At 48.8% G+C, this 24,932-nt stretch carries 25 protein-coding genes, 1 pseudogene and 1 riboswitch; of the genes and pseudogenes, 21 read left to right on the forward strand and 5 right to left on the reverse strand.

The window, feature by feature from the left end; genetic code table 11:
- The 9 genes from IFU39_RS19275 (at window position 1) to IFU39_RS19315 (ending at window position 7,423) form a co-directional block, all read left to right on the forward strand.
- A complete protein-coding gene (locus tag IFU39_RS19275; RefSeq protein WP_091015266.1) occupies window positions 1-1,065 on the forward strand; it encodes a sulfate/molybdate ABC transporter ATP-binding protein in 1,065 nt (354 codons plus the stop codon).
- A 25-nt stretch (window positions 1,066-1,090) separates the two neighbouring features.
- Complete coding sequence (locus tag IFU39_RS19280) at window positions 1,091-2,155, forward strand: sulfate ABC transporter substrate-binding protein (RefSeq protein ID WP_192134311.1); 1,065 nt, start codon at window positions 1,091-1,093, stop codon at window positions 2,153-2,155.
- A 156-nt stretch (window positions 2,156-2,311) separates the two neighbouring features.
- Window positions 2,312-2,758, forward strand: a complete 447-nt coding sequence (locus tag IFU39_RS19285) for a hypothetical protein (protein ID WP_192134313.1) — start codon at window positions 2,312-2,314, stop codon at window positions 2,756-2,758.
- Between the two features lie 174 nt (window positions 2,759-2,932).
- On the forward strand, window positions 2,933-3,739 hold the full coding sequence (locus IFU39_RS19290; protein WP_105597730.1) for an MBL fold metallo-hydrolase: 807 nt from the start codon (window positions 2,933-2,935) through the stop codon (window positions 3,737-3,739).
- 118 nt (window positions 3,740-3,857) lie between these two features.
- Window positions 3,858-4,730: an RNA polymerase sigma factor gene (locus IFU39_RS19295; RefSeq protein ID WP_192134315.1), complete on the forward strand. Its 873-nt coding sequence runs from the start codon at window positions 3,858-3,860 to the stop codon at window positions 4,728-4,730.
- Between the two features lie 18 nt (window positions 4,731-4,748).
- On the forward strand, window positions 4,749-5,330 hold the full coding sequence (gene clpP / locus IFU39_RS19300; RefSeq protein WP_091015258.1) for an ATP-dependent Clp endopeptidase proteolytic subunit ClpP: 582 nt from the start codon (window positions 4,749-4,751) through the stop codon (window positions 5,328-5,330).
- A 227-nt stretch (window positions 5,331-5,557) separates the two neighbouring features.
- Entirely contained in the window at window positions 5,558-5,932 is a 375-nt protein-coding gene (locus IFU39_RS19305; protein ID WP_091015256.1) for a GntR family transcriptional regulator, read from the forward strand.
- A 5-nt stretch (window positions 5,933-5,937) separates the two neighbouring features.
- The gene (locus IFU39_RS19310; protein WP_192134317.1) at window positions 5,938-6,804 is read left to right on the forward strand and encodes an ABC transporter ATP-binding protein; all 867 of its coding nucleotides are present in this window, start codon (window positions 5,938-5,940) and stop codon (window positions 6,802-6,804) included.
- Complete coding sequence (locus tag IFU39_RS19315) at window positions 6,797-7,423, forward strand: ABC-2 transporter permease (protein ID WP_192134319.1); 627 nt, start codon at window positions 6,797-6,799, stop codon at window positions 7,421-7,423. The genes IFU39_RS19310 and IFU39_RS19315 overlap by 8 nt, the downstream gene beginning before the upstream one ends.
- A gap of 140 nt (window positions 7,424-7,563) precedes the next feature.
- On the opposite strand, the gene IFU39_RS19320 is transcribed toward IFU39_RS19315, so the two are convergent.
- Entirely contained in the window at window positions 7,564-8,985 is a 1,422-nt protein-coding gene (locus IFU39_RS19320; RefSeq protein ID WP_342345670.1) for an aminotransferase-like domain-containing protein, read from the reverse strand.
- 120 nt (window positions 8,986-9,105) lie between these two features.
- On the opposite strand from IFU39_RS19320, the gene IFU39_RS19325 reads away from it, so the two are divergent.
- The gene (locus IFU39_RS19325; RefSeq protein ID WP_192134321.1) at window positions 9,106-10,044 is read left to right on the forward strand and encodes an EamA family transporter; all 939 of its coding nucleotides are present in this window, start codon (window positions 9,106-9,108) and stop codon (window positions 10,042-10,044) included.
- 64 nt (window positions 10,045-10,108) lie between these two features.
- Here the strand turns inward: IFU39_RS19325 and IFU39_RS19330 are convergent, their stop codons facing one another.
- The gene (locus IFU39_RS19330; RefSeq protein ID WP_192134323.1) at window positions 10,109-10,447 is read right to left on the reverse strand and encodes a hypothetical protein; all 339 of its coding nucleotides are present in this window, start codon (window positions 10,445-10,447) and stop codon (window positions 10,109-10,111) included.
- Window positions 10,401-10,679 carry a TetR/AcrR family transcriptional regulator gene (locus IFU39_RS33270; RefSeq protein ID WP_342345671.1) on the reverse strand — a complete coding sequence of 93 codons (279 nt, stop codon included), beginning with the start codon at window positions 10,677-10,679 and terminating at the stop codon, window positions 10,401-10,403. The genes IFU39_RS19330 and IFU39_RS33270 overlap by 47 nt, the downstream gene beginning before the upstream one ends.
- Before the next feature lie 157 nt (window positions 10,680-10,836).
- On the opposite strand from IFU39_RS33270, the pseudogene IFU39_RS19340 reads away from it, so the two are divergent.
- Window positions 10,837-12,362: pseudogene (locus IFU39_RS19340) on the forward strand (FAD-dependent oxidoreductase).
- A gap of 328 nt (window positions 12,363-12,690) precedes the next feature.
- Here the strand turns inward: IFU39_RS19340 and IFU39_RS19345 are convergent.
- Both IFU39_RS19345 and IFU39_RS19350 read right to left on the reverse strand, forming a co-directional pair.
- Window positions 12,691-13,494, reverse strand: coding sequence for a Cof-type HAD-IIB family hydrolase (locus tag IFU39_RS19345; protein ID WP_192134328.1), 804 nt, complete (start codon window positions 13,492-13,494; stop codon window positions 12,691-12,693).
- 277 nt (window positions 13,495-13,771) lie between these two features.
- A complete protein-coding gene (locus IFU39_RS19350; RefSeq protein WP_091015244.1) occupies window positions 13,772-14,776 on the reverse strand; it encodes a lipoate--protein ligase in 1,005 nt (334 codons plus the stop codon).
- Window positions 14,777-14,965: 189 nt separating this feature from the next.
- Between IFU39_RS19350 and cobD the strand changes: the two genes are divergently transcribed.
- The 10 genes from cobD (at window position 14,966) to cobS (ending at window position 24,917) form a co-directional block, all read left to right on the forward strand.
- Window positions 14,966-16,156 (forward strand): threonine-phosphate decarboxylase CobD, encoded by a 1,191-nt coding sequence (gene cobD / locus IFU39_RS19355; RefSeq protein WP_192134330.1) that lies wholly within the window; start codon window positions 14,966-14,968, stop codon window positions 16,154-16,156.
- Window positions 16,153-16,983 (forward strand): adenosylcobinamide amidohydrolase, encoded by an 831-nt coding sequence (locus IFU39_RS19360; RefSeq protein WP_192134332.1) that lies wholly within the window; start codon window positions 16,153-16,155, stop codon window positions 16,981-16,983. The genes cobD and IFU39_RS19360 overlap by 4 nt, the downstream gene beginning before the upstream one ends.
- 44 nt (window positions 16,984-17,027) lie before the next feature.
- Window positions 17,028-18,008 (forward strand): adenosylcobinamide-phosphate synthase CbiB, encoded by a 981-nt coding sequence (gene cbiB / locus IFU39_RS19365; RefSeq protein WP_192134766.1) that lies wholly within the window; start codon window positions 17,028-17,030, stop codon window positions 18,006-18,008.
- On the forward strand, window positions 17,999-18,685 hold the full coding sequence (locus IFU39_RS19370) for a histidine phosphatase family protein (RefSeq protein WP_192134334.1): 687 nt from the start codon (window positions 17,999-18,001) through the stop codon (window positions 18,683-18,685). Before cbiB ends, IFU39_RS19370 begins: the two co-directional genes overlap by 10 nt.
- 169 nt (window positions 18,686-18,854) lie before the next feature.
- Window positions 18,855-18,985: riboswitch (cobalamin riboswitch) on the forward strand.
- Window positions 18,986-19,395: 410 nt separating this feature from the next.
- Complete coding sequence (locus tag IFU39_RS19375; RefSeq protein ID WP_192134335.1) at window positions 19,396-20,394, forward strand: ABC transporter substrate-binding protein; 999 nt, start codon at window positions 19,396-19,398, stop codon at window positions 20,392-20,394.
- On the forward strand, window positions 20,391-21,437 hold the full coding sequence (locus tag IFU39_RS19380; RefSeq protein ID WP_091015237.1) for a FecCD family ABC transporter permease: 1,047 nt from the start codon (window positions 20,391-20,393) through the stop codon (window positions 21,435-21,437). Before IFU39_RS19375 ends, IFU39_RS19380 begins: the two co-directional genes overlap by 4 nt.
- Window positions 21,434-22,306, forward strand: coding sequence for an ABC transporter ATP-binding protein (locus IFU39_RS19385; protein WP_244661034.1), 873 nt, complete (start codon window positions 21,434-21,436; stop codon window positions 22,304-22,306). Before IFU39_RS19380 ends, IFU39_RS19385 begins: the two co-directional genes overlap by 4 nt.
- Before the next feature lie 45 nt (window positions 22,307-22,351).
- The gene (cobT, locus tag IFU39_RS19390; protein WP_149846408.1) at window positions 22,352-23,473 is read left to right on the forward strand and encodes a nicotinate-nucleotide--dimethylbenzimidazole phosphoribosyltransferase; all 1,122 of its coding nucleotides are present in this window, start codon (window positions 22,352-22,354) and stop codon (window positions 23,471-23,473) included.
- Window positions 23,470-24,030 carry a bifunctional adenosylcobinamide kinase/adenosylcobinamide-phosphate guanylyltransferase gene (gene cobU / locus IFU39_RS19395; protein WP_192134337.1) on the forward strand — a complete coding sequence of 187 codons (561 nt, stop codon included), beginning with the start codon at window positions 23,470-23,472 and terminating at the stop codon, window positions 24,028-24,030. The genes cobT and cobU overlap by 4 nt, the downstream gene beginning before the upstream one ends.
- Entirely contained in the window at window positions 24,027-24,917 is an 891-nt protein-coding gene (gene cobS, locus IFU39_RS19400; protein WP_105597742.1) for an adenosylcobinamide-GDP ribazoletransferase, read from the forward strand. Before cobU ends, cobS begins: the two co-directional genes overlap by 4 nt.
- Window positions 24,918-24,932 lie beyond the last annotated feature (15 nt).

Raw genomic sequence — 24,932 nt, forward strand, 5'->3', positions numbered from 1 at the left:
ATGCATGTAGAAGTCCGTGATTTGAACAAACATTTCGGTGATTTTCATGCGGTAAAAGATGTCTCATTCGATATTGCCAAAGGCCATCTGATCGGTCTGCTTGGACCCAGCGGAGGCGGGAAAACGTCCATTCTGCGGATGCTTGCGGGTCTGGAAAATCCGGGTTCCGGAGAGATTCGCTTTCACGGAAAAGTCGTGAACCATCTGCCTCCACAGGAGCGTGGCATCGGATTTGTATTCCAGAACTATGCCTTGTTCAAACATATGACGGTATTTGAGAATATTGCTTTTGGACTCAAGGTCAAGAAGACACCAAAAGCCCAGATCCGTGATCGGGTGATGGAACTTGTTGAACTGACCGGGTTAAAAGGTTTTGAACAGCGCTATCCACACCAGTTGTCTGGTGGACAGCGTCAACGTGTGGCTTTTGCCAGAGCACTCGCCCCTGAGCCGCAGCTGTTATTGCTGGACGAACCGTTCGCGGCCATTGATGCGAAGATCCGTCAGGAACTGCGTTCATGGTTGCGGGAGCTAATCGAGCGGGTAGGAATCACTTCGATTTTTGTAACGCATGACCAGGATGAAGCGATTGAAGTGGCGGACGAGATCATGATTATCAGTCAGGGTCGTCTGGAACAGAAGGGCACACCTTGGGATATCTACAAAAACCCGCAGACACCGTTTGTCGCTACATTTATCGGGGAGTCTACGGTTGTGGAGGATGCTTCCCAGTTGAAAGGATTCGAACATGCCGTCGAGGGTGAACATACCAAAGCGCTGATTCGACCGGAGTATATTGAGATCGGCTTGAAAAACGAGTTCACCATGTTGTCTGCAACGGAAAAAGGTACAGTCAAACATCTTCATTTCCGCGGCAGTCAATGGATGGTAGAGGTGGACGTACAGGGTCATAAGTTAATCACATATCGTTCCCTGGAGAAAACGACATTGGAGATCGGTCAACAAATTCGCGTCCTTGTACACCGTGCATACCTGTTCAATGACTCCAACAGTTGGGTGGTTGAAAACCGACTGAAGGAAGATCCGATGCCGGTGATGATTTAGATCAAGTGGAAGAAAGGGGCTGCCCATGCAGACGAGGAAGAAGAAAGCCATACTCTTAAATGTTGCCCTCATGCTTCTGCTCGTCTGCATGACCGCTGGGTGCAGCAAGCAGGAGGGGGCAAGCGAACAGAACGAGCCCTCTGGTAACGATTCATCCAATACGCTGGTGATTGGTGCTTATAGTGTAGCGAAAGACGCTGTAGGCGAGTTGCTACCCAAGTTCCAGGAGGAGTGGAAGGCAAAAACCGGACAGACGATTAACTTCCAGGAGTCCTATGAAGCATCGGGTACACAGGCAAGAGCCATCGTTGGTGGATTCGAGGCTGATGTGGCCTTGCTCGCGATGGAGAGTGATATCGAGAAGCTGGTCAAAGCCGATCTGGTTAGCTCCGATTGGAAACAGACCCCTCATGAGGGCATGATCACCCGTTCGATTGTTGTTCTGGGCACAAGAGCAGGCAACCCGCTCGGAATTCATGATTTTCAGGATTTAACCAAACCGGGAGTGAAGGTGCTCTACCCTAATCCAAAGACATCCGGGGGCGCACAATGGGACATTAATGCCATTTACGGTGCCGGATTGAAACTGTCGGAGGAGCAAGAGGGGAAGAAAGATCCTGCCGCAGCCAAGGCTTTTCTCGAACAGGTACATCGTAACGTTGAATCATTGGACAAGAGTGGGCGTTCTTCGATGGCTGCATTCGAATATGGTGTGGGTGATGTCATCGTCACGTATGAAAATGAATTGCTTGCCCGGATCGCCAAAGGTGTGGATTATGACATCGTCATTCCAAAAAATACGATCCTGATTGAGAACCCGGCAGTTGTAGTGAATAAATATGCCGATAAACATGGAAATCGCGAACTGGCAGAAGCCTTTGTCGCATATCTGCGTACACCAGAAGCGCAGCGTATTTTTGCCAAGCATGGTTTTCGTTCAGTAGATCCGGATGTATTTGCACAGACAGAGTCCACATTCCCAACGCCAGAAGGGCTATTTGATATTAACTATCTAGGGGGATGGGATGAGGTACGCAGTACGTTGTACTCCAAACGTGGCGTGTGGTATCAGGTGCTCGCGGGATTATGAGTATGGCTGATGTAATCGAATAGGTAACCGCGCATGTGGAACTAAACCTTCATTTCAATGGAAATAGAGATGGAGGTTTTTTACTGCCAAAAGGTTATAATAGAGGTATACTGAATCATGATTGTTACATAGTACTAGCAGGAAGGTGTGAGTTGGATGAGTGCAGAGATCAAATTATCCCAAAGTACAGCAATTCGACTGGAGCAGGCCCGCGGTAAGGGAATGTCCGAGGAAGATATTCTAAAAGCCATTCAAGCCAAAGACGTTTCCGCTTTTGACGCCGTGTCTGAAGAGGAATACCGATATAACGAATTTTTCTCGTATGCGGATGAGCATGGTGAAAATCTGGAAGCAGCAGTGAAAGACGGCTACCGGATTACCTTTAACACACGTGGTGGACTCGGAATCTGGTTGGAAAAGGCCTTTAAGGTACAGCCAGAGAGAGACTTCACAGTGGGTGAAGGAATCGTCACCGGATTACAGTTGAAACCGGAGCAGGCAGAGGTGCTGGCGAAACGGCTTGCGTCGAACTGGGTGATTACGGATTCGAAGGATGTACCTGCGGGTCAGGAACTGACGTTGAAGCTGCGGGCACTGGTTTAAATTGAGCGTACGCTCCCGAATGGAGCGAAGCATGGAATTAAAGTCTGACGGCGAACGGTCAGACCACAGACTGTCCCGAATTGCAGTGGAGAACTGCAGCGGGATGGTCTTTTTTTGCAAAAACAGGGGTGGACGATTACAATCTACATATCATTAATTCAGGGGGAATGCGGATTGAATCAGCTAACATTTCTGGGCACTGGCGATGCGATGGGCGTTCCACGTGTGTATTGTGATTGCGAAATATGTACAGAGGCAAGGCTTACGGGAGAAAATAAACGGAAACGTTCTTCTGTTCTGATTGACGGTGGTGGGGATGGTGCGAATGAACAGTTCATGATTGACTGCGGACCAGACTGGAGATCACAGATGGAGGATCAGGGATTACGTATGGTGCATACGCTGCTCGTCACTCATGCCCATTTTGATCATATTGGAGGATTGCCGGAATGGGCGGATGCATGCCGCTGGTTGGGTGTAAAGGGACGTTTGTATGCACCGCGTGAAGTGATATCCACTATTCAGGGACAGTTTCCCTGGTTAGGGCGTCATATGGACTTTCTGGAAACTGATGATGATATTGAACTCGGGGGATGGAAGGTGCATTCCTGGAAAGTATGTCATGGGCATAACGGGTATTCGTACGCGTATCGGCTGGATCGGGTTGGGTATAGCTGGGCGTATTGTTCAGACGCCATTGACCTGAAGCCATCCGAAAAAGAGCCGTTGCTGGGACTGGATCTGCTGGTGCTTGGAACAAGCTTTGTGCATGAACTTGCGGAATTCTCAACACGTTCCGTGTACGATATGCGTGAGGCGCAGGAGCTGCTGCTGGAACTGAAGCCAGGTCATACTTATTTTACACATATGTCTCATGACGTCGATGTACGGCAGAATTATAATCTGGATCAACGTATTACGATTGCCCTTACCGGGATGAAGGTGCCGCTTGGAACATTAAAGCTGGAAACGAATGCGTAACCCAACTTAACTAGCGTAATAAAAATAAATTCAGAAGAGCGTATCCTTTACAAGGGGTTCTTCGTTTACATAGTGTAAGTCAAAATCAATCAGGAACCAGCAAAGGGGGGCCCCCAAGATGGCCTTTGTGAAGTCCGTGGATTGCAGAATCAACAGACCACATGATGATGGGAAACAAGATAAATTCGATATTGAATTCAATGGCAACGACAGAAAAAATCAATTGAACCAAAGCATCCATACCGTACTACCCGATCTGATGGGTTCGTTGTATGCGTATTGTTTATCTCTGACGAAATCAGTTCCAGACACGGAGGATCTGGTTCAGGAGACCTGTCTCAAAGTATTGTCGTCGAGTGTAGTTGGAACTTCCGGGATGAATAAAGATATAAACTGGGAAGCTTATCTGATTCGTATTGCACGCAACAGCTGGATTGATATCTTACGTCAGCGGGAGAGATTGGCATATAAACTGGATAGCTTAAAGCCGCTCCTACACGAAATGGAGGAGGAAAGGCGATTCGAGGAATTGGAGTCTGCCGTACAACTTCTTGTAAATACGCTACCACCGTGGCAGCGAGTGATATATGTATTACGTGAATTAATGGGTTATAAGGCGGCAGAGACTGCGGAAATGCTGGATACGACAGAAGGTGCTGTGAAAGCAGCGTTAAGTCGTGCACGCTCTGCCATAGCTGAAGTGAGGCACAGGTTGGAACAATCGGACACAGAATTGCAGTACGAGGAGGACGCAGTGGAGGACAATCGGGAGGAACTGCGTAGCTACCTGCTGGCATTTCGTAATGGGGATACAGCCCAAATCATTGATCTGTGCCTGAATCGGACCGATGATCCGATGGCTGTGGCGGGGACGATTTTGCAGCAGACTTTGCCGTCTCCATCCATGCAGCCAATGATGTACGGGTACTCTACTTCTGGCATGAACTCGATGTCATATGGAGGCGGGTACACGATCAACATGGTTGCCTAAACCGAGGAGGCGACACATATGAATGTAGTGCCCTATGTAGTGGAACAAACTGCTCGCGGAGAGCGGAGTTATGATATTTATTCCCGTTTGCTCAAAGACAGGATCATTATGGTGTCCGGAGAGATTGAGGATCAGATGGCAAATGCCATCGTGGCCCAGTTATTGTTTCTGACTGCAGAGGACCCGGAGAAGGACATCCAGATGTACATCAACAGCCCTGGTGGGTCGGTGACCGCAGGATTTTCGATCTATGACACGATGCAATTCGTGAAGCCGGATATCTCCACGATCTGTACAGGGATGGCGGCAAGCTTTGGCACGATATTGCTGGTAGGTGGAACAAGAGGCAAACGTATGGCATTGCCAAACAGTGAGATCATGATCCATCAGCCACATGGCGGTACGCGAGGGCAGGCGTCGGATATGCTGATTCATGCTAACCGCATCATTCAGCATCGTCAGCGCCTTAACAAGCTGTTAGCCGATCATACAGGACAGTCGATTGAGCGGATTGAGAAGGACTCAGATCGAGATTATTTCCTGACCGCTGCTGAAGCAGTCGAATATGGATTGGTGGATAAGGTCATATCCAGCTCATAACAGTAGCCCGGAAGGTCATGTGACCTTTCGGGCTTGATTAATCAAGAGGACGAACAGGAAACTGACGTCCTCTTTTTGTCGTACAGATTAGCCAGTCCGTGTCTATGGATCGGATCAGAATAAGAACAATCTGAAATAAAGATTGACCATCAGTAGGTATAGTGTATATATTATATATATACACTATACCTACTGAAAACTACGTAACATCATTGAGGTGAGGAAAGATTAACATTTTAATATCGAACGCTTCGAGCGATCCGATCTACATGCAGATTTTAAATCAGATCAGACAGAGCATCTTGAGCGGAGAATTGGTTGCTGGAGATAGTCTTCCCTCCATTCGGCAACTCGCCAAGGATCTGCAAGTCAGTGTTATTACAACTAAACGTGTCTATGAAGAGCTGGAGAAGGAGAAGCTGATCGATTCAGTTGTAGGCAAAGGGAGCTTTGTATCCGGAGCCAATCAGGACTTTATTCGAGAGCGGCGGATGAAACAATTGGAAGAGAAGATGCTCGAAGTGATTCGTGAGAGCAGAGAACTGGGCATGAGTTCACAGGATGTAATCCATCATCTTACATTGTTGGTTGAGGAGGAATAAGCATAATGAACGCTATCGAATTACGTAATGTAACCAAAACGTATCCCTTATTTAAAGTGGATAATGTATCTCTTGATGTGAAAAAAGGATATATTACGGGACTTATTGGTCCGAATGGGGCGGGAAAGAGTACTTTGATCAAAATGATCACGGGTCTGATCCAGCCCGATAAGGGAAGCCTCAAGACATTGGGCAGTGAGATGCCCAATCAGGAAGTTGATATCAAGCAACGCCTTGGCATTGTGTCCGATGAATGTTTTTACTATGAGCATCTAACGATCCGGGAAATGACACAAATGATCGCTCCTTTTTACACCAAATGGGATAATAAAGCGTTCAATGACTACTTGGATCAGTTCGAACTGTCTCCCAAAAAGAAAATTCAGGATCTGTCCAAAGGCATGAAGATCAAGTATTCTCTCGCCGTAGCTTTGTCGCATGAAGCAGATTTGCTGATTATGGATGAACCAACATCCGGGCTTGATCCTGTATTTAGGCGGGAACTGCTCGATCTGCTTGCAGATATGATACAGGACGAAACAAGGTCCATTATTTTCTCAACGCATATTACGACCGATCTGGAACGTATTGCAGACTACATTACGTTTATTCATCAAGGAAAACTGGTGTTCAATGAAGCCAAAGATGATGTGCTGGAAAGGTATACGATTGTAAAAGGGGATATGGATCTGCTTGATTCCGACATTCGGAAACATTTCATCGGAATACGCGAGACAGCCGTTGGTTTTGAAGCATTGTCGGATCATAAGGCAGAGGCAGAACGGTTATTTGATAGCCTTGCTCTTTTACAAAGACCTACGTTGGAAGACCTCATTTATTTTACGGCGAAGGGAGGACGCAAATATGCTTAACTTGCTTCGTAAAGATTTCATTGTACTAAAAAGTTCACTGTGGACGATTGGATTATACCTGGTGGTATTTAGTTTCGCCTTTATACCCCAGAGTGAAATGTCAATGTATTTTGTAGGCATCTACACAGCCTTTGGTTCGGTCATGCTGGCAACCATGATTGATATCAAGAACCATAATCACAATTTCCTGGTCACACTCCCCGTTAGCCGCAAACAGATTGTAAAAGCCAAGTACCTTTCTGCTATAATCTATACGTTATTCGGGGTACTCGCGTCGTTTGTAATTCACCAGCTTGTGAACCTGAATTATCCTGAACTGAACAAGCCGAATTATTCACTTAGGGATATTGTCATTGCCGTAGGTATGGTGCTTGTATTAGTTTCCATATACATGCCTCTTTTCTACGGACTTAGCAAAAAAGGTGCTGGTATCATCAATGCGATATTCATGGTCTGCATGATTATACTGGCGCAACCCGTTGCGTACCTCATGAGTATGGCCAACGAGAACGGTATGATTACCACAACGACAATGGCATTGGTTTCTGTAGGCATTATAGGTTTGTTTGTAGTGTCTTATCTTATTACGATCCGCTTGTTTGCAAGAAAAGACCTTTAAGCACAAAGCGGGTGCAGGTAGAGAATATAGAACACCAAAAGTAAAGTCGCCTTAAGGCGACTTTTTTTGATGTAGCAGAGTGAGAGGGCAATTGCATTTGATATTCTTCGGAGTGATGACAGTTCCAGGAAATCCAAACCTTACATTTCTTTTGCAAGCGTAATAAGCCTGCTCATGCCTTCCCGAATCTGCTGCTCATGTGCATAAGAGAAGGACAGGCGCAGCTTGCGACTGGCTGAATGATCCGAAGAATCAAATACGGTTCCGGGTACAAAGGCAACGGATTGTTCCATGCATCGGTGAAGTAGTCTCCCTGTATCCACACCCTCAGGAAGCTCTACCCAAAAGTTGAGTCCGCCCTCCGGCCGGGTCCACGTCCAGTCCGTTTCCAGCAGAGATTGTTCCATCACTTCCATCCGTAGCTGGATGGCGGTCCGCAGCTTGGACAGATGCTGATGCATACGTTCTGACTGAAAATAACGGAGAAAAAGCTTCTGGTTCAGAAGGGGTGTTCCGTTATCTGTAAGTGATTTTACAGCCTGTAGTCCTGGCATGAAACGCTGACGGCATATGATGGCTGCAATCCGTAGCCCGGGTGCAACATACTTGCTGTAACTGCGAATGTACAGCGTGTGTCCGGTGGTGTCATAGGTGAAAATCGGTGCAGGAGGTTTATCCTTAAAATAGATATCATAGGTGCTGTCGTCTTCGAGCAGAAAACAACCATACTGTTCTGCAAGTTCGGGTAACTGCTTGCGATGTTCTACTGGAACATTAATGCCGGTTGGATTCTGAAAGGTCGGTGTCATATAAAAGAGGCGCGGCTTCTCACTTTTCATCAGATGTTCGATCTGCTCCAGATCATACCCGTCCGAGTGAATATCCGTAAAGATCAGACGAGCACCTTGTTTGCGGAAAATCTCCATTGCTGGTCCATACGTAGGCCGTTCCATCAACACCCGATCTCCGGGTTTGACCAGCGTCCGCGAGATGACATCGATCGCTTGCTGGGCACCCGATGTAATGAGCACTTCGTCTGCAGAGAGATAGAAACGTTCTTTTTTTGTTAGATGGCTTGCCAGCGCACTTCGCAATTCCAGATCTCCCTGAATTGTGGAATACGTTCCGAGCAAACGGGGATATTGATCTAGCAAATCACGCATTAGTTCACCCCAATAACGGTTGGGCAACAGAGAGGGATCGATTAACGATTTGGAAAACTGGTATTCTGCTTCAAGGGACTGTACTCGTGCAAGTGAATCCCAATGCAGCCAGGCAGACACGGCGGGATCATCCGCCTGATCCGTTACTGAGAAGGGAGTTGATGGACTGACATAATAACCGGACTTGTCCTTCACATAAACACTCCCACGTTCCTTTAACTCCTGATAGGCTTTGAAGACGGTCAGCCGATGGACGCCGAGTAGCTCGGACAGGCTTCGTACAGATGGCAGTTTTTCATGTTCGGCCCACTCTCCCGCTTCTATACGCACAACGAGATAATGGATTACTTGCTCATATAATTTCAGGCTGTTATCTGTCATCATCATGGTTCTGCCCACCCGGTTCACACTCCTTTTGAACTCTATTGTAACAGCTAATGGGAGAAAACTGTTCTGTTTTTTTAATTCTGTTCTGTAGACCATGAGATATGATGGAGAACAGATAAAGGAGTGGTTATCGTGGTGGGGATTGCATTTACGGTTATGTGTCTTATTTTCGGTACAACATTTCTGGCTATTAAAATTGGAGTAGAGGCAGGCATGCCACCTTTTCTGTCAGCCGGATTGCGATTTGTAATCGCGGGAGCGCTGATGTTTGCATGGATGAGGATGAAGGGCAAAGTGAGCTGGTCCCTGCTGTTCCGCAAGGAGATGCTGCTGACGGGAGCGGGTCTGACCTTCGGCACCTTTGCCACATTATATTGGGCTGAACAGCATGTGAGCTCGGGTGTGGGTGCCATTCTGTCAGCGACAGGGCCGCTGATGATTATGTTGATGCAGACGGCGCTGTTACGGCAAAAAACATCTGCCCGTATGATTACAGGCTGCCTGATCGGGTTCACCGGTGTGGTTCTGGTTGTGCTGCCAGGTGTATCGCTTGGTGCAGGATCTCTGTTCATGTGGGGTTGTATCGCGGTACTGGTGGGGGAGGTCTGTTATTCGGCAGGTGCATTGTACTCCAAAAAGGTTATTAATCAGTTCAAAGAAGCGAACCCCGTTGCGATTAACGCAGTACAGATGATGTATGGGGGACTGTTGTTAAGCTTGCTCTCAGCGGTGACCGAATCCTGGAACATGTCTGCTTTGGATTGGCTTCCTGCCGTCTCGTCCGTGATATATTTGACTGTAGTTGGCTCGATGGTTGGGCACAGTCTGTTCTATTGGATTATGTCGCGTACGAACCCGTTGTTTCCAGCAACATGGTTATACATTTCACCACCCATTGCCGTAGGGCTTGGTGCTGTTGTCTACGGTGAGCATGTCAGCTGGGTTACATGGATTGGTGTAGTGCTTGTCGTTTCAGGTCTGCTGGCGATGAATGAGAAGGTGAGCGGCTGGTTGAAGAAAAGAAGTCGTGCGAGGATGACAGTGCAGGCTTCCGAGTCTGTTTTAAAATAGGTAAAGTTTGAAGGTATGCAGCTCAATCTCAAAATCAGCCATTGATTTTAGGTTGAGCTGTTTGTTATTCCAACATGATATTCTCGTTAACCAGTAGGTAATAATATTCATCCATCTGTTCTGCCGTAACATTCTCTTCGAAATGTTGTATCCACCAGGTCACAAGTAAACGAATCACCCCCGAGTGAAACTCGGCTACCAGTTCTATGGGAAGTAAAAATTGTTTACCTCTTCTCTTCAATTCCAGAAAATCTCTTCTGAATATCTCTCCGATATAATGTATGAAAAAGTTGTTAAACGCCTCATCCTTCTGTTGGTTCTGCACAATTGTCTCTAGTACATTTCCAAACAAAATTTTAGATACGCTTTGTAAAGGCTGCTGTAATCGATCTTCTACATTCATGTGTAAATAATCCCGAAGGACGACAAGTTAGGGTGGAGGACAGTAGAGCAAATTTATCCTTAAAATGTTTGTAAAACGTTGTTCGGTGAACCATAGCTTTGTCACATATCTCATTAATTGTGATGTTGCTGAATAGTTGGCCTTTCTCACATAACAGATCGAGTAGTGCCATCGTTAACAATTTATGAGTTCGGGTAACTCTCAAATCCACCTTTTTATCAATCATTTTCATCTACATCAGTTCCTTATTGTAGTTTAGCTATATAGTATCAACACATTGATTCTTACATGATACGAGATTTCAAGTGTATATTGGTATTATAAGTAATTTTTTTGATAGGGCTACAAGTGTAGATAAAATATGATGGATTAGAGAGGGTGAAGTGGCGATGTCCGACATGAAAAAAGCAGTGGTAATTGGGGCAGGTATTGCAGGATTAATCACTGCAAGGATGTTATCTGATTATTATGATAAGGTATGTATCATTGAGCGAGATGAATTGCCTTCTGAGCCGGCGAATCGGCAGGGAGTGCCTCAATCCTTTCATCCACATCGTGTATTACCCGGGGCGGACTCATTCTGGAAAATTACTTTCCCGGATACAATGACGAATTGGTCGCGCTTGGTGCCATTCCTTCGCATGAAGAGAAGTTTATGATTGCCAATCGCTATGGTAGATTAGTTAATAAGGCGAATGCTGCTTCCTCATTCAAAATTGCATCGAGCAGCAGAGCTCTGCTGGAATGGGTACTGCGTCAGCGAGTCCAGCACATAGAACATATAAACTTCTTAACGAATACGGAAGTTACCGGGTTAATGACATCAGAAGATGAGCGTTCGATTACAGGCGTGTATACCAAAATAAGAGGTAGGGATAACCGGGAAGAAATGCTTGCAGCAGATATGGTTATTGATGCCTCGGGACGTTCTTCCAAATTGATCAAATGGCTTGAACAGATAGCGTTTTCCGTGCCTGAGCCGGAAGTGCTGAAGGTGTCGCTTGGTTACAGCACGCGCTATTATAAGATACCATCCTCTATTCAAAACGACTGGGGTACGGTGATAACAGAGTCCGATCCTGTGCAAGGAATTCGTGCAGGCATGTTGTGGCGCATTGAAAATGATATCGCTGGACTATTATTGTTCAACGCAGGAGGAGATGAATATCCTTCAACTCATCCGGATGAGTTCCAAGAGCAAATCAAACATCTGTTTGCTTCGGATGAAATCGTAGCGTTGGAAGAACAGCTGGAGCCTTTTCAAGGGCCGCGTGGATACCGTATTTCCGAGTCTGTCCGTCAACATTTTGAACTGATGGAGAATTGGCCCTCCGGATTACTCGTCCTTGGCGATGCATTTTGCAGCTTCGATCCGATCCATGGCCAAGGCATGACGGTCGCTGCAATTGAAGCGGAGACCCTAGCGAAATGTTTGGATGAGCAGCGAATGCATCCTGAGCCGCAGTTTGAGCGCCAAGTGTTGCTTCGTATGCAGCAGGCCATTGAACCGGCCTGGTGGCTTAGTTCTGTGGCCGATCTGCGTTGGAAAGGGGTCGAACATGTTGGACCTTCCCGAATGAAAGGGGTTGCGTTTGCTCAGAAGTATATAAACTTGTTTACTAAGCAGGCTATGAAAAAGGCGAGTCAGGAAAATAATAAACATCTCTTTTTTACCCAGTTCCTGATGAATGCTCTAATCCTTCCTCCGAGTGAATATTTTAAAGGTGAAATCCTGAACATGATCCTGAACGACAATGGTTCCGAAGAAGAAATGGAGTTAAGAGCGGAGCTTGGTGTCCAAGATCCGGAGCTGTTCCAGCAAAAAATAGATGAGATCATTCCGTCATTTCAACTGGAATTTGATGGGCAAATCAAGAAACTGCTGGAGTCTTTCCAGCATGCCATGAGCAAGTAAGACAATACTCCGTGGTGCGTGAAAGTGGGCAAAACATGAAACGAATAACTTTAAATTTCATAGCTAGCATTGTAATCTCATTCATTGTATTTTTTATTGTTTTGTTTTTTGCCGATGTCCAAGATACAAATCGTGTCATCTTATCTATGGCGATTACGATTTCACTACACTTATCCTTGATTACCGCATTGTTGCTCTCAAAACATAAAAAATAACAGAGAAATATAGCTAATATAATCGTTTAAATAGGATAATGAACATATTTTTAAAATCAAAAAAACAGCCCTGCACAGTGAAATTCACTGACTGGGCTGTTCGTTGACCTTATTTACTCTGCGTTCAGCACAAACTTCTCAATAACTTCTTTTACACCGTCTTCGTTATTACTTGCCGTAATGTAGTCCGCCAGCTCTTTCAGGGCAGGGATGGCATTTCCCATTGCTACACCAAGACCAGCAACTTCAAGCATCTCATGGTCATTCCAGGAGTCGCCGATGGCAATACACTCGCTGAGCTGGTGACCGAAGTGGTCAGCCAGGAACGTAAGGGCGTGACCTTTGGTTCCTTCATTGTGCATAATTTCCAGGAAGTAAGGTTTGGATTTGGTGATATGCACTTGTGGTCCGAGCAATTCACGCAGTTCAACAGCAACCTTATCCAAGTAGTCAGGCTCATCGATAATAAGCAGCTTCGGTGTCTTCTGTTCGATGACTTTGATGAAATCAGATTCGATATAATATTGGGTGCCGTTTAGTTTGGCATAATCACGCAGCTTGTCGTTTTCCTCACGGGCATACAGCTTGTCGTCAATGTATGTTTGAAGGTGGAGATTGTTCTCCAGGCAGTAATCATACAATTTGCGGGAAGCTTCCTGTGGAACGTAACGCTCATAGAGGACTTTTTCGTCCAGCAGGTTTTTCACCAATGCGCCTTGATACGTAATGATCGGCACGTTAAGTCCGGTTTGACGAGCAAGCGCTTGTGCGGAAGCATAAGCACGTCCAGTCGCCAGCGTTACAGTTACACCATGGGCAACCGCTTGTTCCAGTGCAGTCTGTGTAGCAGGGGTTACTTCCTTGTTGTCGTTAATCAGTGTGTCATCAATGTCGATTGCAATCAATTTGTAGGTCATCTGTGTTTCTCTCCTTTTTTATCTGTATCTATACTAACGAACGAAAAAATAAGATTTACACGAGGCCACTCCGAATACAGATTCATCTTTCGATCGCTGTTATCCCCGGATTTTTGATTCCATTCCCCAAGGGGAAATCCGTTGATAAGCGTATGCTTCCGATGTAGCTTTTTTCAAAAAGCTTTAGGCGAACGCTTCGCTTCTCCCGATGAATTCTGTCTTCTCCGTTAACGTGTAATCTTAGACTTCGTTCTAAAACTATACTTCCATCTAGATCCTACTCTTCCAGGAAAACAAGGCCGATAAAGTCTTCCAGCTCAAGATTGCCGAAGTAATGTTTTACATCCAGTCCCTCAAGTGCAGTACGCACATCGGATTCCTCATAACGCTTGCCGCGCAGCATATTTTCGATATCCGCCACATCGCCTACACCGAAGAAATCGCCAAAGATTTTGATATCTTCGATATGTCCATCCTTGATGTTCATGCGCAGATCGATGATACCGACAGGGAATTTGCGAGTGTGCTTCACATTGCTTTCCGGAGACAAGCCATAGTTCCAGTCCCAGTTGTTATAACGCTCAGCAGAGATTTCCTTGATTTTGTCCCAGTCCTTATCAGTGAGCGTGTACTGTGGAACGTCCTTCGGCTCCATCCGGAAAATGTGACGTAACAGCTCGTCGCGGAACTGCTCAATCGTCAGGTTGGTGTCAATCAGATCCCGTATGTTGGCGACCCGGCTGCGCACGGATTTGGTGCTCTTGGATTTGAATTTCTCGGGATTGACGTTCAGGGAAGCCTGAACATGCTCCAGATTCAGATCAAACATCAATGTGCCATGACTGAACATGCGCCCACGTGTGGAAAACTGGGCGTTGCCCGAGATTTTCTTTTCGCCAACTTGCAGATCATTACGCCCGGTCAACTCTGCATTTACACCAAGCTCGTGCAAAGCTTCAACCACAGGCTGGGTAAACTTGCGGAAATTGTGGAAGGATTGACCGTCATCCGCTGTAATAAAACTGAAATTCAGGTTACCCAGATCGTGATATACCGCTCCGCCGCCCGAAAGACGACGAACCACCTGCACACCGTTATCCTGAACGTACTCGATATTAATTTCTTCAATTGTATTTTGATGCTTTCCGATGATGATCGACGGACGGTTGATGTAGAACAGCAGATAGCTGTCATCCTCCATCGGCAGATGCTTCAGAATGTACTCCTCAATGGCAAGGTTTACAGAAGGATCTGTAATGCCCTGGTTGTCTACAAACAGCATGGTCATTCCTCCATTAATGTATGTGAGGGATTGCTAGTCCCTTATGTAGTGAACCTTGTATATCAAACGGAACCGAAATTCCTCTTCTATTGTAAACGAATTATGGTTGGGACACAAAGAAAACAGGATTGACCCACACCTCCCGTGCCATCCATAATAAAAAGGACATACAGAAAGGATGACGGAAGAATGACCGGTTATATCGAAGTGTTCGGACATGGCGGGGACGTGGAGACGGCTGCGTCGCGATTTGGGAGGGAAGCCGCTGAATTTCTGGATTTCAGTGCCAACATTAATCCGCTCGGTCCGCCCAGAGAAGTGCTGGAGTCTATACAGCAAGGGTTGCAGTCCGTGATTCGGTACCCCGATCCGGGGCATCGTAGATTCAAAGCACTGCTGAGCGAGCGTCTTGGTGTGATGCAGGAGCAGATTTCCGTGGGCAATGGTGCAGCCGAAAGTATGGCGCTCATTCTGCTGGGGCTTGCCCCGCGCAAGGTGGGTACAGTGGAACCGGGATTCTCGGAGTACCGCGCATTGGCCCGACAATTTGGTGCCGAGGTTGTGCATACAGAGGGCAAAGAAGAGCTGGCGTGGCGAGCAGAACCCAAGGACATCGAGCAACTCATGGAAAAGGTAGACTTGCTCTTCCTCGGCCAGCCGAACAATCCAAACGGTGTACAATATCCGCTTGAGGTATTGCAAAGGCTTGCCCGCAAAGCGGAAGAAACGGGAACCGTACTTGTCATTGACGAGGCCTTTATGGATTTTATTCCGGTAAACCGGCGTCATTCCCTGGCAGCACATCTGAGCGACTATCCCAATGTAATCATCATTCGTTCGATGACGAAGTTTTATGCCATTCCGGGCTTGCGTCTCGGCTATGCTTTGGGTCGTGCGGAATACATCCAGGCGATGACGAAGAAACAGGTGACGTGGAGTGTTAACGGTCTGGCGCTCATGGCAGGTGAGGCCTGTCTGCGAAGTGGAGAACGGTACGAACGGGAGACCATATCACAGATCTCGCGGGAACGGGAACATCTCATCGCAGGACTGCAGGCGCGTGGATGTGTGGTGACACCGGGAGAGGCGAACTTTATTTTGGCACGTGTGCCAGCCCCTTGGACAGCAGCATCCATGCAGCAGGCGCTGGGCCAAAGGGGCATTCTGATTCGCAGCTGTGCCATGTATCCGGGGCTTGACGAAGGGCATGTTCGTTTCGCGGTCAAGGATGCAGATGCCAATGCTACATTACTCGAAGTGCTGGGCAGCGTGCTGGAAAGCAAGGGATATCCGAATGCTGATCAGACCTCCATTCATGAATCAAGTCAGCAGGAGCAGACGAAAGATTCGGAACAGGAACAGGGAGGGAAGCGGCAGTGACACTCCCGTTTTATAATTATTTTGCTAATGGAAAAACAGACGAAAATGAATATGTGTCCTCTTCCTGGCCGGGACTGAACATATCTGCACATGAACGACATATCAAAGCACAGAGCCCAATGGCTGCCCAAGCGTTGTCGAGTGCGGTATATGGCGGTGGGATGTTAGAACTGGATCGCATATTTAATATCTATGTGGATAGGCATTACCGCTGTGAAGATCCGCCTCGTGATATCGAACAGGCACTGAACGAATGGCAAGAGCCACGGGATCAATGTGCCGGATTACTGACAGCCGTAAGGCTGGAGCATACCTCCGTTCAGGAATATACAAGTGATGAATTTGGTCTTCTGTGCTGTACCACTGCGGGTGTATCAAATGCAGCACGCGCGGGGTCGGAGAGAACGGTATTTGATGCGGCGGGAAATAAGACGATGGCTTCCGGCAGGGACCACTCTTCTCCTTCAGCACGGAATCTAACCATGCAGCCCTATGTCCCGGGTACAATTAACATCATGCTCTGGTTGAATGGACGCATGACCACCGGGGCGATGGTGAATGCGGTACAGACGGCGGTGGAAGCCAAAGCGGCAGCGCTGGCGGATGCAGGTGTTCTGGATTCGGAGAACGGGTTGCCCGCCACGGGCACCACAACCGATGCCATTGTGTTTGCGGTACGTCAGGCAGTGGAGGAACCTCATCCGATGATCACGTATGCCGGGACGGCGACTACGGCAGGGGCGGCGATTGGCAGATTGGTATACGACACGGTAACGGAGAGCCTTCAGGCCGGACTGTTATGGAAAGAGAGGATCAGGCACAAATGACTTTTGAGGTAGAGCATCTATGGACTTGGCCACTCTGGACAGGCATGGCGGGAGCCTGGATTATTATACTGTCTTACCTGTTGGACCGATGTATCGGAGATCCGCGCTGGATTCCCCATCCGGTGATTGGCATGGGAAAAGGCATCTCGGCGTTGGAGCGTGTCATTCGCTCGCGTGTGAACACAGATTCGGGGCTGAAGAGAGCAGGGGTTTTGTTCCCAATTGTGATTGCGGGAGGTTCCTTTGCCATCACTTGGGGACTCGTATATGTGCTTGGGTTGATTCATCCTGTCATTGCGGCGGCAGCTGAAGTGGTGCTCATCGCCACGACCATTGCTTCAAAAGGGCTGAAGGATGCAGGTATGGAAGTGTATCGTCATCTAAAGCAGCAGGATTGGCCGGCTGCCAGACGTTCACTGGGCATGATTGTTGGACGTGATACAGCGCATCTGGATGAACCGGAGGTTGTGCGGGGAACGGTAGAGACGGTTGCCGAAAATATCGTGGATGCCATTGTATCCCCGTTATTCTATGCGCTCATTGGAGGTGCTCCGTTAGCCATGGCTTATCGCGCCGTCAACACATTGGATTCCATGGTCGGATATAAAAATGACAAGTATCTGCATCTTGGCTGGGCCTCGGCCCGTCTGGATGATGTGGCGAACTGGATACCTGCGCGACTGACCGCGATGCTGTTAATTGTGGGTGCCTGGGTCATGAAGCTGGACGCCAAAGGAGCAGCACGCATGGTCGCACGGGATGCAAGACTACATCCAAGTCCGAATAGCGGTTTTCCCGAATCAGCGGTAGCTGGAGCACTGGGCATCCGGCTTGGCGGACATAACGTGTATCACGGAGTTGCTTCATTTCGTGCCTACATGGGCGAGGCAATAAGGCCGATGGAAGCCGAGGATATTGTGCAAACGTCACGTCTGATGTTCTGGTCGGCAGGGGCTTTTGTGGTACTATGCGTGTTCATAACGCTGGGAGTGTGGCTGGCAGGAGGGACGCTGTTATGGCCGTAAATGAAGAGAATGCAGGCAATGAAGTACATAGGGATCAACCCGGGCCGCTGAAACGAAACATCCTGTGGGTCCGTCATGGGACAACGCTGTGGAATCTGGAAAAAAGATACCTGGGGCATACCGACATCGGTCTGCTGCCAAATGCCAAAGAAGAACTGGCTCCGCTTCATGAACAATTGAGATGTGTTTCGTGGCACGAGGTATATTGCAGTGATCTGCTTCGCTGTCGGCAGACGCTGGAACAGATTCTTCCTGATGCCATCGGACAGGTGAAGTTCGACTCACGTCTGCGCGAGAATGATTTTGGAGAGTGGGAAGGGCTGACGTATGATCAGCTCAAGGATAACCCTGTGTACCGAAGCTGGATTGATGCGCCACAGGAGGTCACTCCGCCCGGAGGGGAATCGTGGCAGGAGTTTACCGGACGGTTGGATTCCTTTCTCCAAGAGATGTTATTGGAGGGTCGTCCTTCGATGCACGTTGATGAGGGGCGCGAGTCAACCATAGTTGTAGTTACGCATGGTGGTGTCATCCGCTATGCCTTGTCCCGTCTGATTGCCGGGCTTGGATTCTGGGATACACATGTTGTCCCGGGACAGGCGATTCAGGTTCAGCTTGATCAACAGGGGAATGAGTGGTTTGGCAGCATAGTGACTTTTCCGCCGATCGGGTTGTAAGGATGTACAATATACCCTATAATCACAACAGAAGTGTGACTTCAGCATGGATACAGATACGCTGCAGGCAGTGAAGCCTGAACGAGTATGCAACATGCAGAAATTACACGGCAATGATTTACCATATCAGCGACCAAGGGTCCCGCGTGTGAAGGCTGTGTTCATGGCAGATTATTAGTACGAGTCGTGAAACACACAAGGGTGAAATGGGGAAGCCGGTGCAAATCCGGCACGGTCCCGCCACTGTAAAACAGGATGATTCCTGTAAGTCAGGTTACCTGCCCTGGACGTACAAACCGGTGTTCCTTCGAGGAAAGGACAGCGTTTCGGGCCATTCTATGCGCATGGACAACCCTTGGTTGAACATGTACAGATTGCCATATGCGAGACGTCATCCCTGATCCTGGATGTAAGGATTAGGGATTTTTTATTGTTCATGTAAGATAAATGAGTCCAATTTTACACGAGGTCACTACGATTGCAGTACCATCTTCCGATCGCTGTTATCCCCAGATTTTTTTGATTCCCTTTTCGAAAGGGAAAATCCGGTGATAAAGGCGAACACTTCGTTTCTTCAGATCGGTTCTGCACTCTCCGTTAACGTGTAAATGTTGAGTTCAAATCTTGTATAGGAACACCAAGACATGGGGAGTAAGAGTTCGAGCACGATGCAAGAAAATAGCGCAAATAGAGAAGGGGAGAATAACAGAATGAATTTTAAAAATTGGAAAAGCGTAGCGTCCCTGCTAAGTGCAGCGGCACTTGCACTGGCTTTGGCCGGATGTGGCAATGCAACAACAAACGAGGGCACAGGTACTTCACAGCAACCGGCACAGGAGCAGTCCCAAAGCCAGGCGCAGACGGACCTCAAAACACAATATCCACTTACCGTTACGGATGCAACGGGTGAATCATTCACCTTTGAAAAGGCACCGGCCAAAATCGTATCCGTGTCTCCGGCTGAGACGGAATCCCTGTTTGCACTTGGACTGGACGAGCAGATTGTAGGGGTATCCGACTATGATGATTATCCGGAAGCAGCAACAACCAAAGCGAAAATGGGCGGTATCACCAAGCCCAATGAAGAGTCCATCATTGCAGCTGAAGCCGACATCGTCTTCACAGGTATCTCGATGAGCGAGGATGCGGTGAAAAAGCTGCGCGAACTGGGCATTACCATTTTCAAAACGGATCCTAAATCCATTGACGATGTGATGAACAATATCGAAACCTTCGGTAAAATTACCGATCATCAGGAAAAAGCACAAGAAATCATCACCCAGATGAAACAGGACGTTACGGATGTAACCGAAGCAGTGAAGGCAGTTAAACCGGAAGAGAAGAAAAAAGTATACGTTGAATTCTCCCCAGGCTGGACTGTGGGTAAAGGCGAATTTATGGATGAACTCATCACTGTAGCTGGTGGTAGCAATATTGCTTCGGACAAAGAGGGTTGGTATGAAATTAATGAAGAGAACGTGATTGCCTCCAACCCGGATGTGATCCTGTATGCCAACGATGTAATTGACGAAAACTCCAAAACACTGGATCAGATCATCAAGGCGCGCAGCGGCTGGGATCAAATTACGGCTGTGAAAAATGACGCGGTTATTGGCCTGGATGCCAACCTGCTGAGCCGTCCGGGTCCACGTGTAACTCAAGGGTTGAAAGAAGTAGCCAAAGCGATCTACCCTGACTTGTTCCAATGAGTAAAAAGCTGATCCTGTTCGGAACGACGGGCATGGTGCTGCTGGTGCTCACCGTGCTCATCTGCACGGGCATTGGTTCAGTAGCGTTGCCGATCCGGGATATTGCAGGCATCCTGATTCACAAAATTCCCTGGGTGGGCGATTGGATTACACCGGATTGGAATAGGGCAGCCGAACAGATTATCTGGAAAGTCAGATTCCCACGTGTACTGCTTGCCGTGCTCGTGGGCGCATCGTTGGCGATTGCCGGTACGGGATTCCAGGGGGTTCTTCGGAACCCACTGGCAGACCCGTTCACCCTGGGCGTGTCATCCGGTGCTTCGGTGGGTGCAGCCTTTCTGATTTTCTTCGGATTGCAGTATGCACTGATCGGAATCTGGACGTTGCCACTGGTGGCGTTTTTGACGGGTGTAATTACGTTATGGTTTGTTATGGCACTGGCTCGTGAAGGGCGTAAAATACCTACACACAGCCTCATTCTGGCTGGTGTGGTCATGCAAAGTTTCCTGGGCGCAGTTGTTTCCTTCCTGTCGACCATGTCGAAACAAACGATTAATGAAATTATATACTGGACGATGGGAAGTCTGGCTCTGCGTGGGTGGTCGTATACGGCCATCCTTTTCCCGTATTTTCTGTTAGGGCTGGTCTTTCTCTGGAGCCGCGCACGCTCGTTGAATGTGCTTGCACTGGGAGAACGTCAAGCGGCACATATCGGGATCGGGGTGGACAGACTCAAGCTGTCGGTACTGGCAGTTGGCACACTGCTGACTGCTGGGGCTGTCTCTGTATCGGGTGTCATCGGATTCGTTGGATTGGTGATCCCCCATATGTTGCGACTGCTGGTGGGACCGGATTACCGACTGCTGGTACCTTTGTCTGCCATTGGTGGAGCGATCTTCATGGTGTGGGCCGATACCATCGCAAGATCGTTGCTGGCGCCAACTGAAATTCCGCTTGGTGTCGTCACCGCCTTTGTTGGTGCGCCGTTCTTTGCTTACCTGCTGCACCGGAACAAAAAGTTGCAGAAGGGGATGATGCCATGAGTGAAGAGAAGGAGAGACGTACGAATCAACTTCGGGACACGGTTTCGGCTTCTAGTACAAGTACCAATTCCAGTTCCAACTCGACTTCACTTATCTCCATTAAGGGAGCAGGGAAGTCATATGGCAATCATCAGGCACTGCGCAATGTAGACTGGCATGTTGGCGAAGGTGACTGCTGGGGAGTTGTCGGGCCAAACGGCAGCGGCAAGTCCACCCTGATCCAGCTTATTGCCGGAACGGAACAGTTAAGCGAAGGTCAGATCCGTATCGATGGTCGAGACATTGGCTCTTACAGCCGTAAGGACCTGTCGCGCATGATCGCTGTATTGCAACAGGATGGCTTGCCACCCATCTCCTATCCTGTACGAGACGTGGTGGAGATGGGGCGATATCCATACCAGAACTGGCTGGGGCGGGAAGTGGGCGATGGGGCACTTGTGGTGGACAGAGTGCTTGAAGACCTGGGATTAACTGAGCTGGCGGACAGACCGCTGGATGCACTCAGCGGCGGGCAACGTCAGCGGGTCGCACTAGCCAAAGTTATGGCTCAGGAGCCGAGGTTACTACTGCTGGACGAGCCAACCACGTTTCTGGATATTAAATATCAATTGCAATTCATGGAATTGTTATCGGCATGGCGACAGAGAAATAACATTACGATTGTGGCTGTGCTGCATGATCTGAATCTGGCCGCGTTATTTTGCGATCACATTCTGGCGCTGCGTGAGGGCATTGCGGTTGGAAAGGGCACGCCTCATACGTTAATCAACGATGAGAATATTCAGGACATATTTCGCGTCAAACCCGCAATTGTTTCCCATCCCGACCATGCCATACCTCAACTGCTACTGCGGCGGGACATCGATTAAATGAAGCGGGGCAACACATATTTTGATGAAGGAAGTGCTGGTTGTATGAATAATGAACAGGTGTTGGCTCAATTAACGCAAAGGATTACCGCTCCCGACCAGGAAGTGGCGGCAGCGACCTCTGCACACGTGGATTCGTTGACGAAGCCGCCAGGGAGTCTGGGCAAATTGGAAGAGTTGGTAATCCGCCTGGCAGGCATGACGGGCAATGCACGTCCGCGTTTTGATCACAGAGCGGTCATTGTCATGGCCGCAGATCACGGCGTAGTGGAAGAAGGTATCAGTGCTTTTCCTGCTGAAGTAACCCCGCAGATGGTCATGAATTTCCTGGCTGGGGGCGCAGCCGTGAATGTGCTTGCACGTCACGCAGGTGCTGATGTGATCTGTGTGGATATCGGGGTGAATGCCGACCTTGAACATCCAGGCCTGCTCTCCCGTAACATTCGCAAAGGTACGGCCAACATGGCCCGAGGGGCAGCGATGACCCGGGATGAGGCAGTTCGGGCGATCCTTGCAGGAGCCGAAGTTGTATCGGCAGAGGTGGCGAAGGGAACACAGCTGTTTGTCACCGGAGAGATGGGAATTGGCAACACCACTGCAAGTGCTGCGGTAATGAGCGCACTAACCGGAGTTGCCCCTGCCGCCGCCGTGGGGCGAGGAACCGGCATTGATGATGCAGGCTTACAGCGGAAGGCTGCTGTAGTCAGCCGTGCTCTTAGCGTAAACGCACCGAACCCGGAAGATGCACTGGATGTTCTGTGCAAGGTGGGTGGACTGGAGATTGCTGGACTCACGGGGGTTATCCTCGCAGCAGCTGCTCATCGTTGCCCGGTCGTTGTAGACGGGTTCATCTCTACCGCAGCAGCGCTGGTTGCGAGACAACTTGCACCTCTGAGCACAGCCTATATGATCGCTTCTCATACTTCACATGAAAATGGACATGGAGCGCTGCTGCGTGAACTGGACCTGAAATCGATGCTGGATCTGGACATGCGTCTGGGTGAAGGCACAGGTGGTGTGCTCAGTCTTCATCTGATTGACGCAGCATGTCTCATTCTGAATGAGATGGCAACCTTTGCAAGCGCGGGTGTCACGGATGGGTCAAGCACTGCTTCGGACACCACTGCGTCGGGTGATTCATCCCTGCAAGGAGAGAGTTCCCGATGAGTGTACTGGTGACGGGCGGGGCACGCAGTGGCAAAAGCTCCTTTGCCGAACGTCTCTGCATGCAGCGTTCCTCGGAGGCTTGGTATGTGGCGACAGCCCAGGCGTACGATGATGAAATGCGTGAGCGTATCGCCATGCATCAGCATCAACGCGAGGCATCAGGGTATCTGTGGCACACGATGGAAGAGCCGATACATTTGCCTGCTTTGATAAGCCGCATGGGTGAAGGGCATACAGGGACTTCTGCACCAACCATTCTAGTGGATTGCCTGACGCTGTGGCTGACAAATGTTTTGTTAGCACATGAGCATGACGAGAAACATGTGTTACAGGGACATTTGGACGCGCTGGTTGAAGCGATTCGAACCTATCCGGGGTTGCTTGTTCTGGTTACGAATGAAGTGGGGGACGGAATCGTACCGGAATATGCTCTTGGCAGGAAATATCGGGATCTGGCCGGTGTATTGAATCAGCGCATTGCGGCGATATGCGGTGAAGTGTTTCTGGTGACCGTAGGCATTGCGATTGAACTAAAAAGCAAGGAGTACCGCTTATGAAGGATGGCACGACTGCTCCTCAGCGTAAACATGCAGCGGCAGCCGCTTTTCAATTTTTGTCCCGTTTCCCTGTCAAAATGCACATCGATTTTGTCCCGCCGCTGCTGCGGGAAAGTGTTGTCTTTTATCCGTTGGTCGGTGCTGCAATCGGTCTGTGTGTCTGGCTCTTGGGAGCCTTAAGTGGTGCAGTGCTTCCAGCCTTTCCGGCTGCCGTCCTGACCCTGACGTTATGGGTGTGGCTCACCGGAGGGCTCCATCTTGACGGATGGATGGATACGGCAGATGGTTTGCTCAGTTATCGTACCCGTGAACGGATGCTGGAGATTATGAAGGACAGCCGTGTAGGGGCCATGGGGGTAATTGCCTGTGTGCTGCTGCTTATGATGAAAGCTGCGCTGATCGCCGATTTTATTGCCCGGGGCCACTGGGTATACGGTGCGTTGCTGATTCTGCCCATGATCTGGAGCCGCTGGTTCATGGTATATGCGATGTCGGCCTGGCCGAATGCCCGCGGAGATGATGGACTTGCCGTATTGTTCAAAGGTCTGGGTGATCGGAAGGAGGTCCAGCGTGCACGCAGCTCAGCCGTTGGCCTGACCTTGATCGCAGGTGCAATTACGTTTGCCGCGGTGTGGCTTTTCAAGCCGGATATGGGGATTGCGGATGCGATGGTGAGTGGTCTGGGAACACTGCCATGGTGGCTATACCCGGTGACGGCCGTTATTATACTGCCTGTGGCGTGTTATTACATCGGCCGATTCGTGGCTGCCCGGATCAGTGAACGGCTCGGCGGTTTAACCGGAGATACGTATGGTGCCATGAATGAGCTGTTGGAGGCGGTTTTGTTGACCGTGCTGAGCGTGCTTCAAGGACTGTTCTGGCTTTAACTTTTGAAGTGTGAA

The sequence above is a fragment of the Paenibacillus sp. CFBP 13594 genome (assembly GCF_014842675.1).
GTDB lineage: Bacteria > Bacillota > Bacilli > Paenibacillales > Paenibacillaceae > Paenibacillus > Paenibacillus amylolyticus_B.

Coding starts and splice junctions, on each gene's coding strand:
- cobS (WP_105597742.1), top strand. CDS start 24,027: ATGAAGGATGGCACGACTGCTCCTCAGCGTAAACATGCAGCGGCAGCC.
- IFU39_RS19315 (WP_192134319.1), top strand. CDS start 6,797: ATGCTTAACTTGCTTCGTAAAGATTTCATTGTACTAAAAAGTTCACTG.
- IFU39_RS19330 (WP_192134323.1), bottom strand. CDS start 10,447: ATGAATGTAGAAGATCGATTACAGCAGCCTTTACAAAGCGTATCTAAA.
- IFU39_RS19295 (WP_192134315.1), top strand. CDS start 3,858: ATGGCCTTTGTGAAGTCCGTGGATTGCAGAATCAACAGACCACATGAT.
- IFU39_RS19285 (WP_192134313.1), top strand. CDS start 2,312: ATGAGTGCAGAGATCAAATTATCCCAAAGTACAGCAATTCGACTGGAG.
- IFU39_RS19280 (WP_192134311.1), top strand. CDS start 1,091: ATGCAGACGAGGAAGAAGAAAGCCATACTCTTAAATGTTGCCCTCATG.
- IFU39_RS19275 (WP_091015266.1), top strand. CDS start 1: ATGCATGTAGAAGTCCGTGATTTGAACAAACATTTCGGTGATTTTCAT.
- cobT (WP_149846408.1), top strand. CDS start 22,352: ATGAATAATGAACAGGTGTTGGCTCAATTAACGCAAAGGATTACCGCT.
- cbiB (WP_192134766.1), top strand. CDS start 17,028: ATGGCGGGAGCCTGGATTATTATACTGTCTTACCTGTTGGACCGATGT.
- IFU39_RS33270 (WP_342345671.1), bottom strand. CDS start 10,679: ATGAAAATGATTGATAAAAAGGTGGATTTGAGAGTTACCCGAACTCAT.
- cobD (WP_192134330.1), top strand. CDS start 14,966: ATGACCGGTTATATCGAAGTGTTCGGACATGGCGGGGACGTGGAGACG.
- IFU39_RS19345 (WP_192134328.1), bottom strand. CDS start 13,494: ATGACCTACAAATTGATTGCAATCGACATTGATGACACACTGATTAAC.
- IFU39_RS19385 (WP_244661034.1), top strand. CDS start 21,434: ATGAGTGAAGAGAAGGAGAGACGTACGAATCAACTTCGGGACACGGTT.
- IFU39_RS19350 (WP_091015244.1), bottom strand. CDS start 14,776: ATGCTGTTTGTAGACAACCAGGGCATTACAGATCCTTCTGTAAACCTT.
- clpP (WP_091015258.1), top strand. CDS start 4,749: ATGAATGTAGTGCCCTATGTAGTGGAACAAACTGCTCGCGGAGAGCGG.
- IFU39_RS19375 (WP_192134335.1), top strand. CDS start 19,396: ATGAATTTTAAAAATTGGAAAAGCGTAGCGTCCCTGCTAAGTGCAGCG.
- IFU39_RS19380 (WP_091015237.1), top strand. CDS start 20,391: ATGAGTAAAAAGCTGATCCTGTTCGGAACGACGGGCATGGTGCTGCTG.
- IFU39_RS19370 (WP_192134334.1), top strand. CDS start 17,999: ATGGCCGTAAATGAAGAGAATGCAGGCAATGAAGTACATAGGGATCAA.
- IFU39_RS19310 (WP_192134317.1), top strand. CDS start 5,938: ATGAACGCTATCGAATTACGTAATGTAACCAAAACGTATCCCTTATTT.
- cobU (WP_192134337.1), top strand. CDS start 23,470: ATGAGTGTACTGGTGACGGGCGGGGCACGCAGTGGCAAAAGCTCCTTT.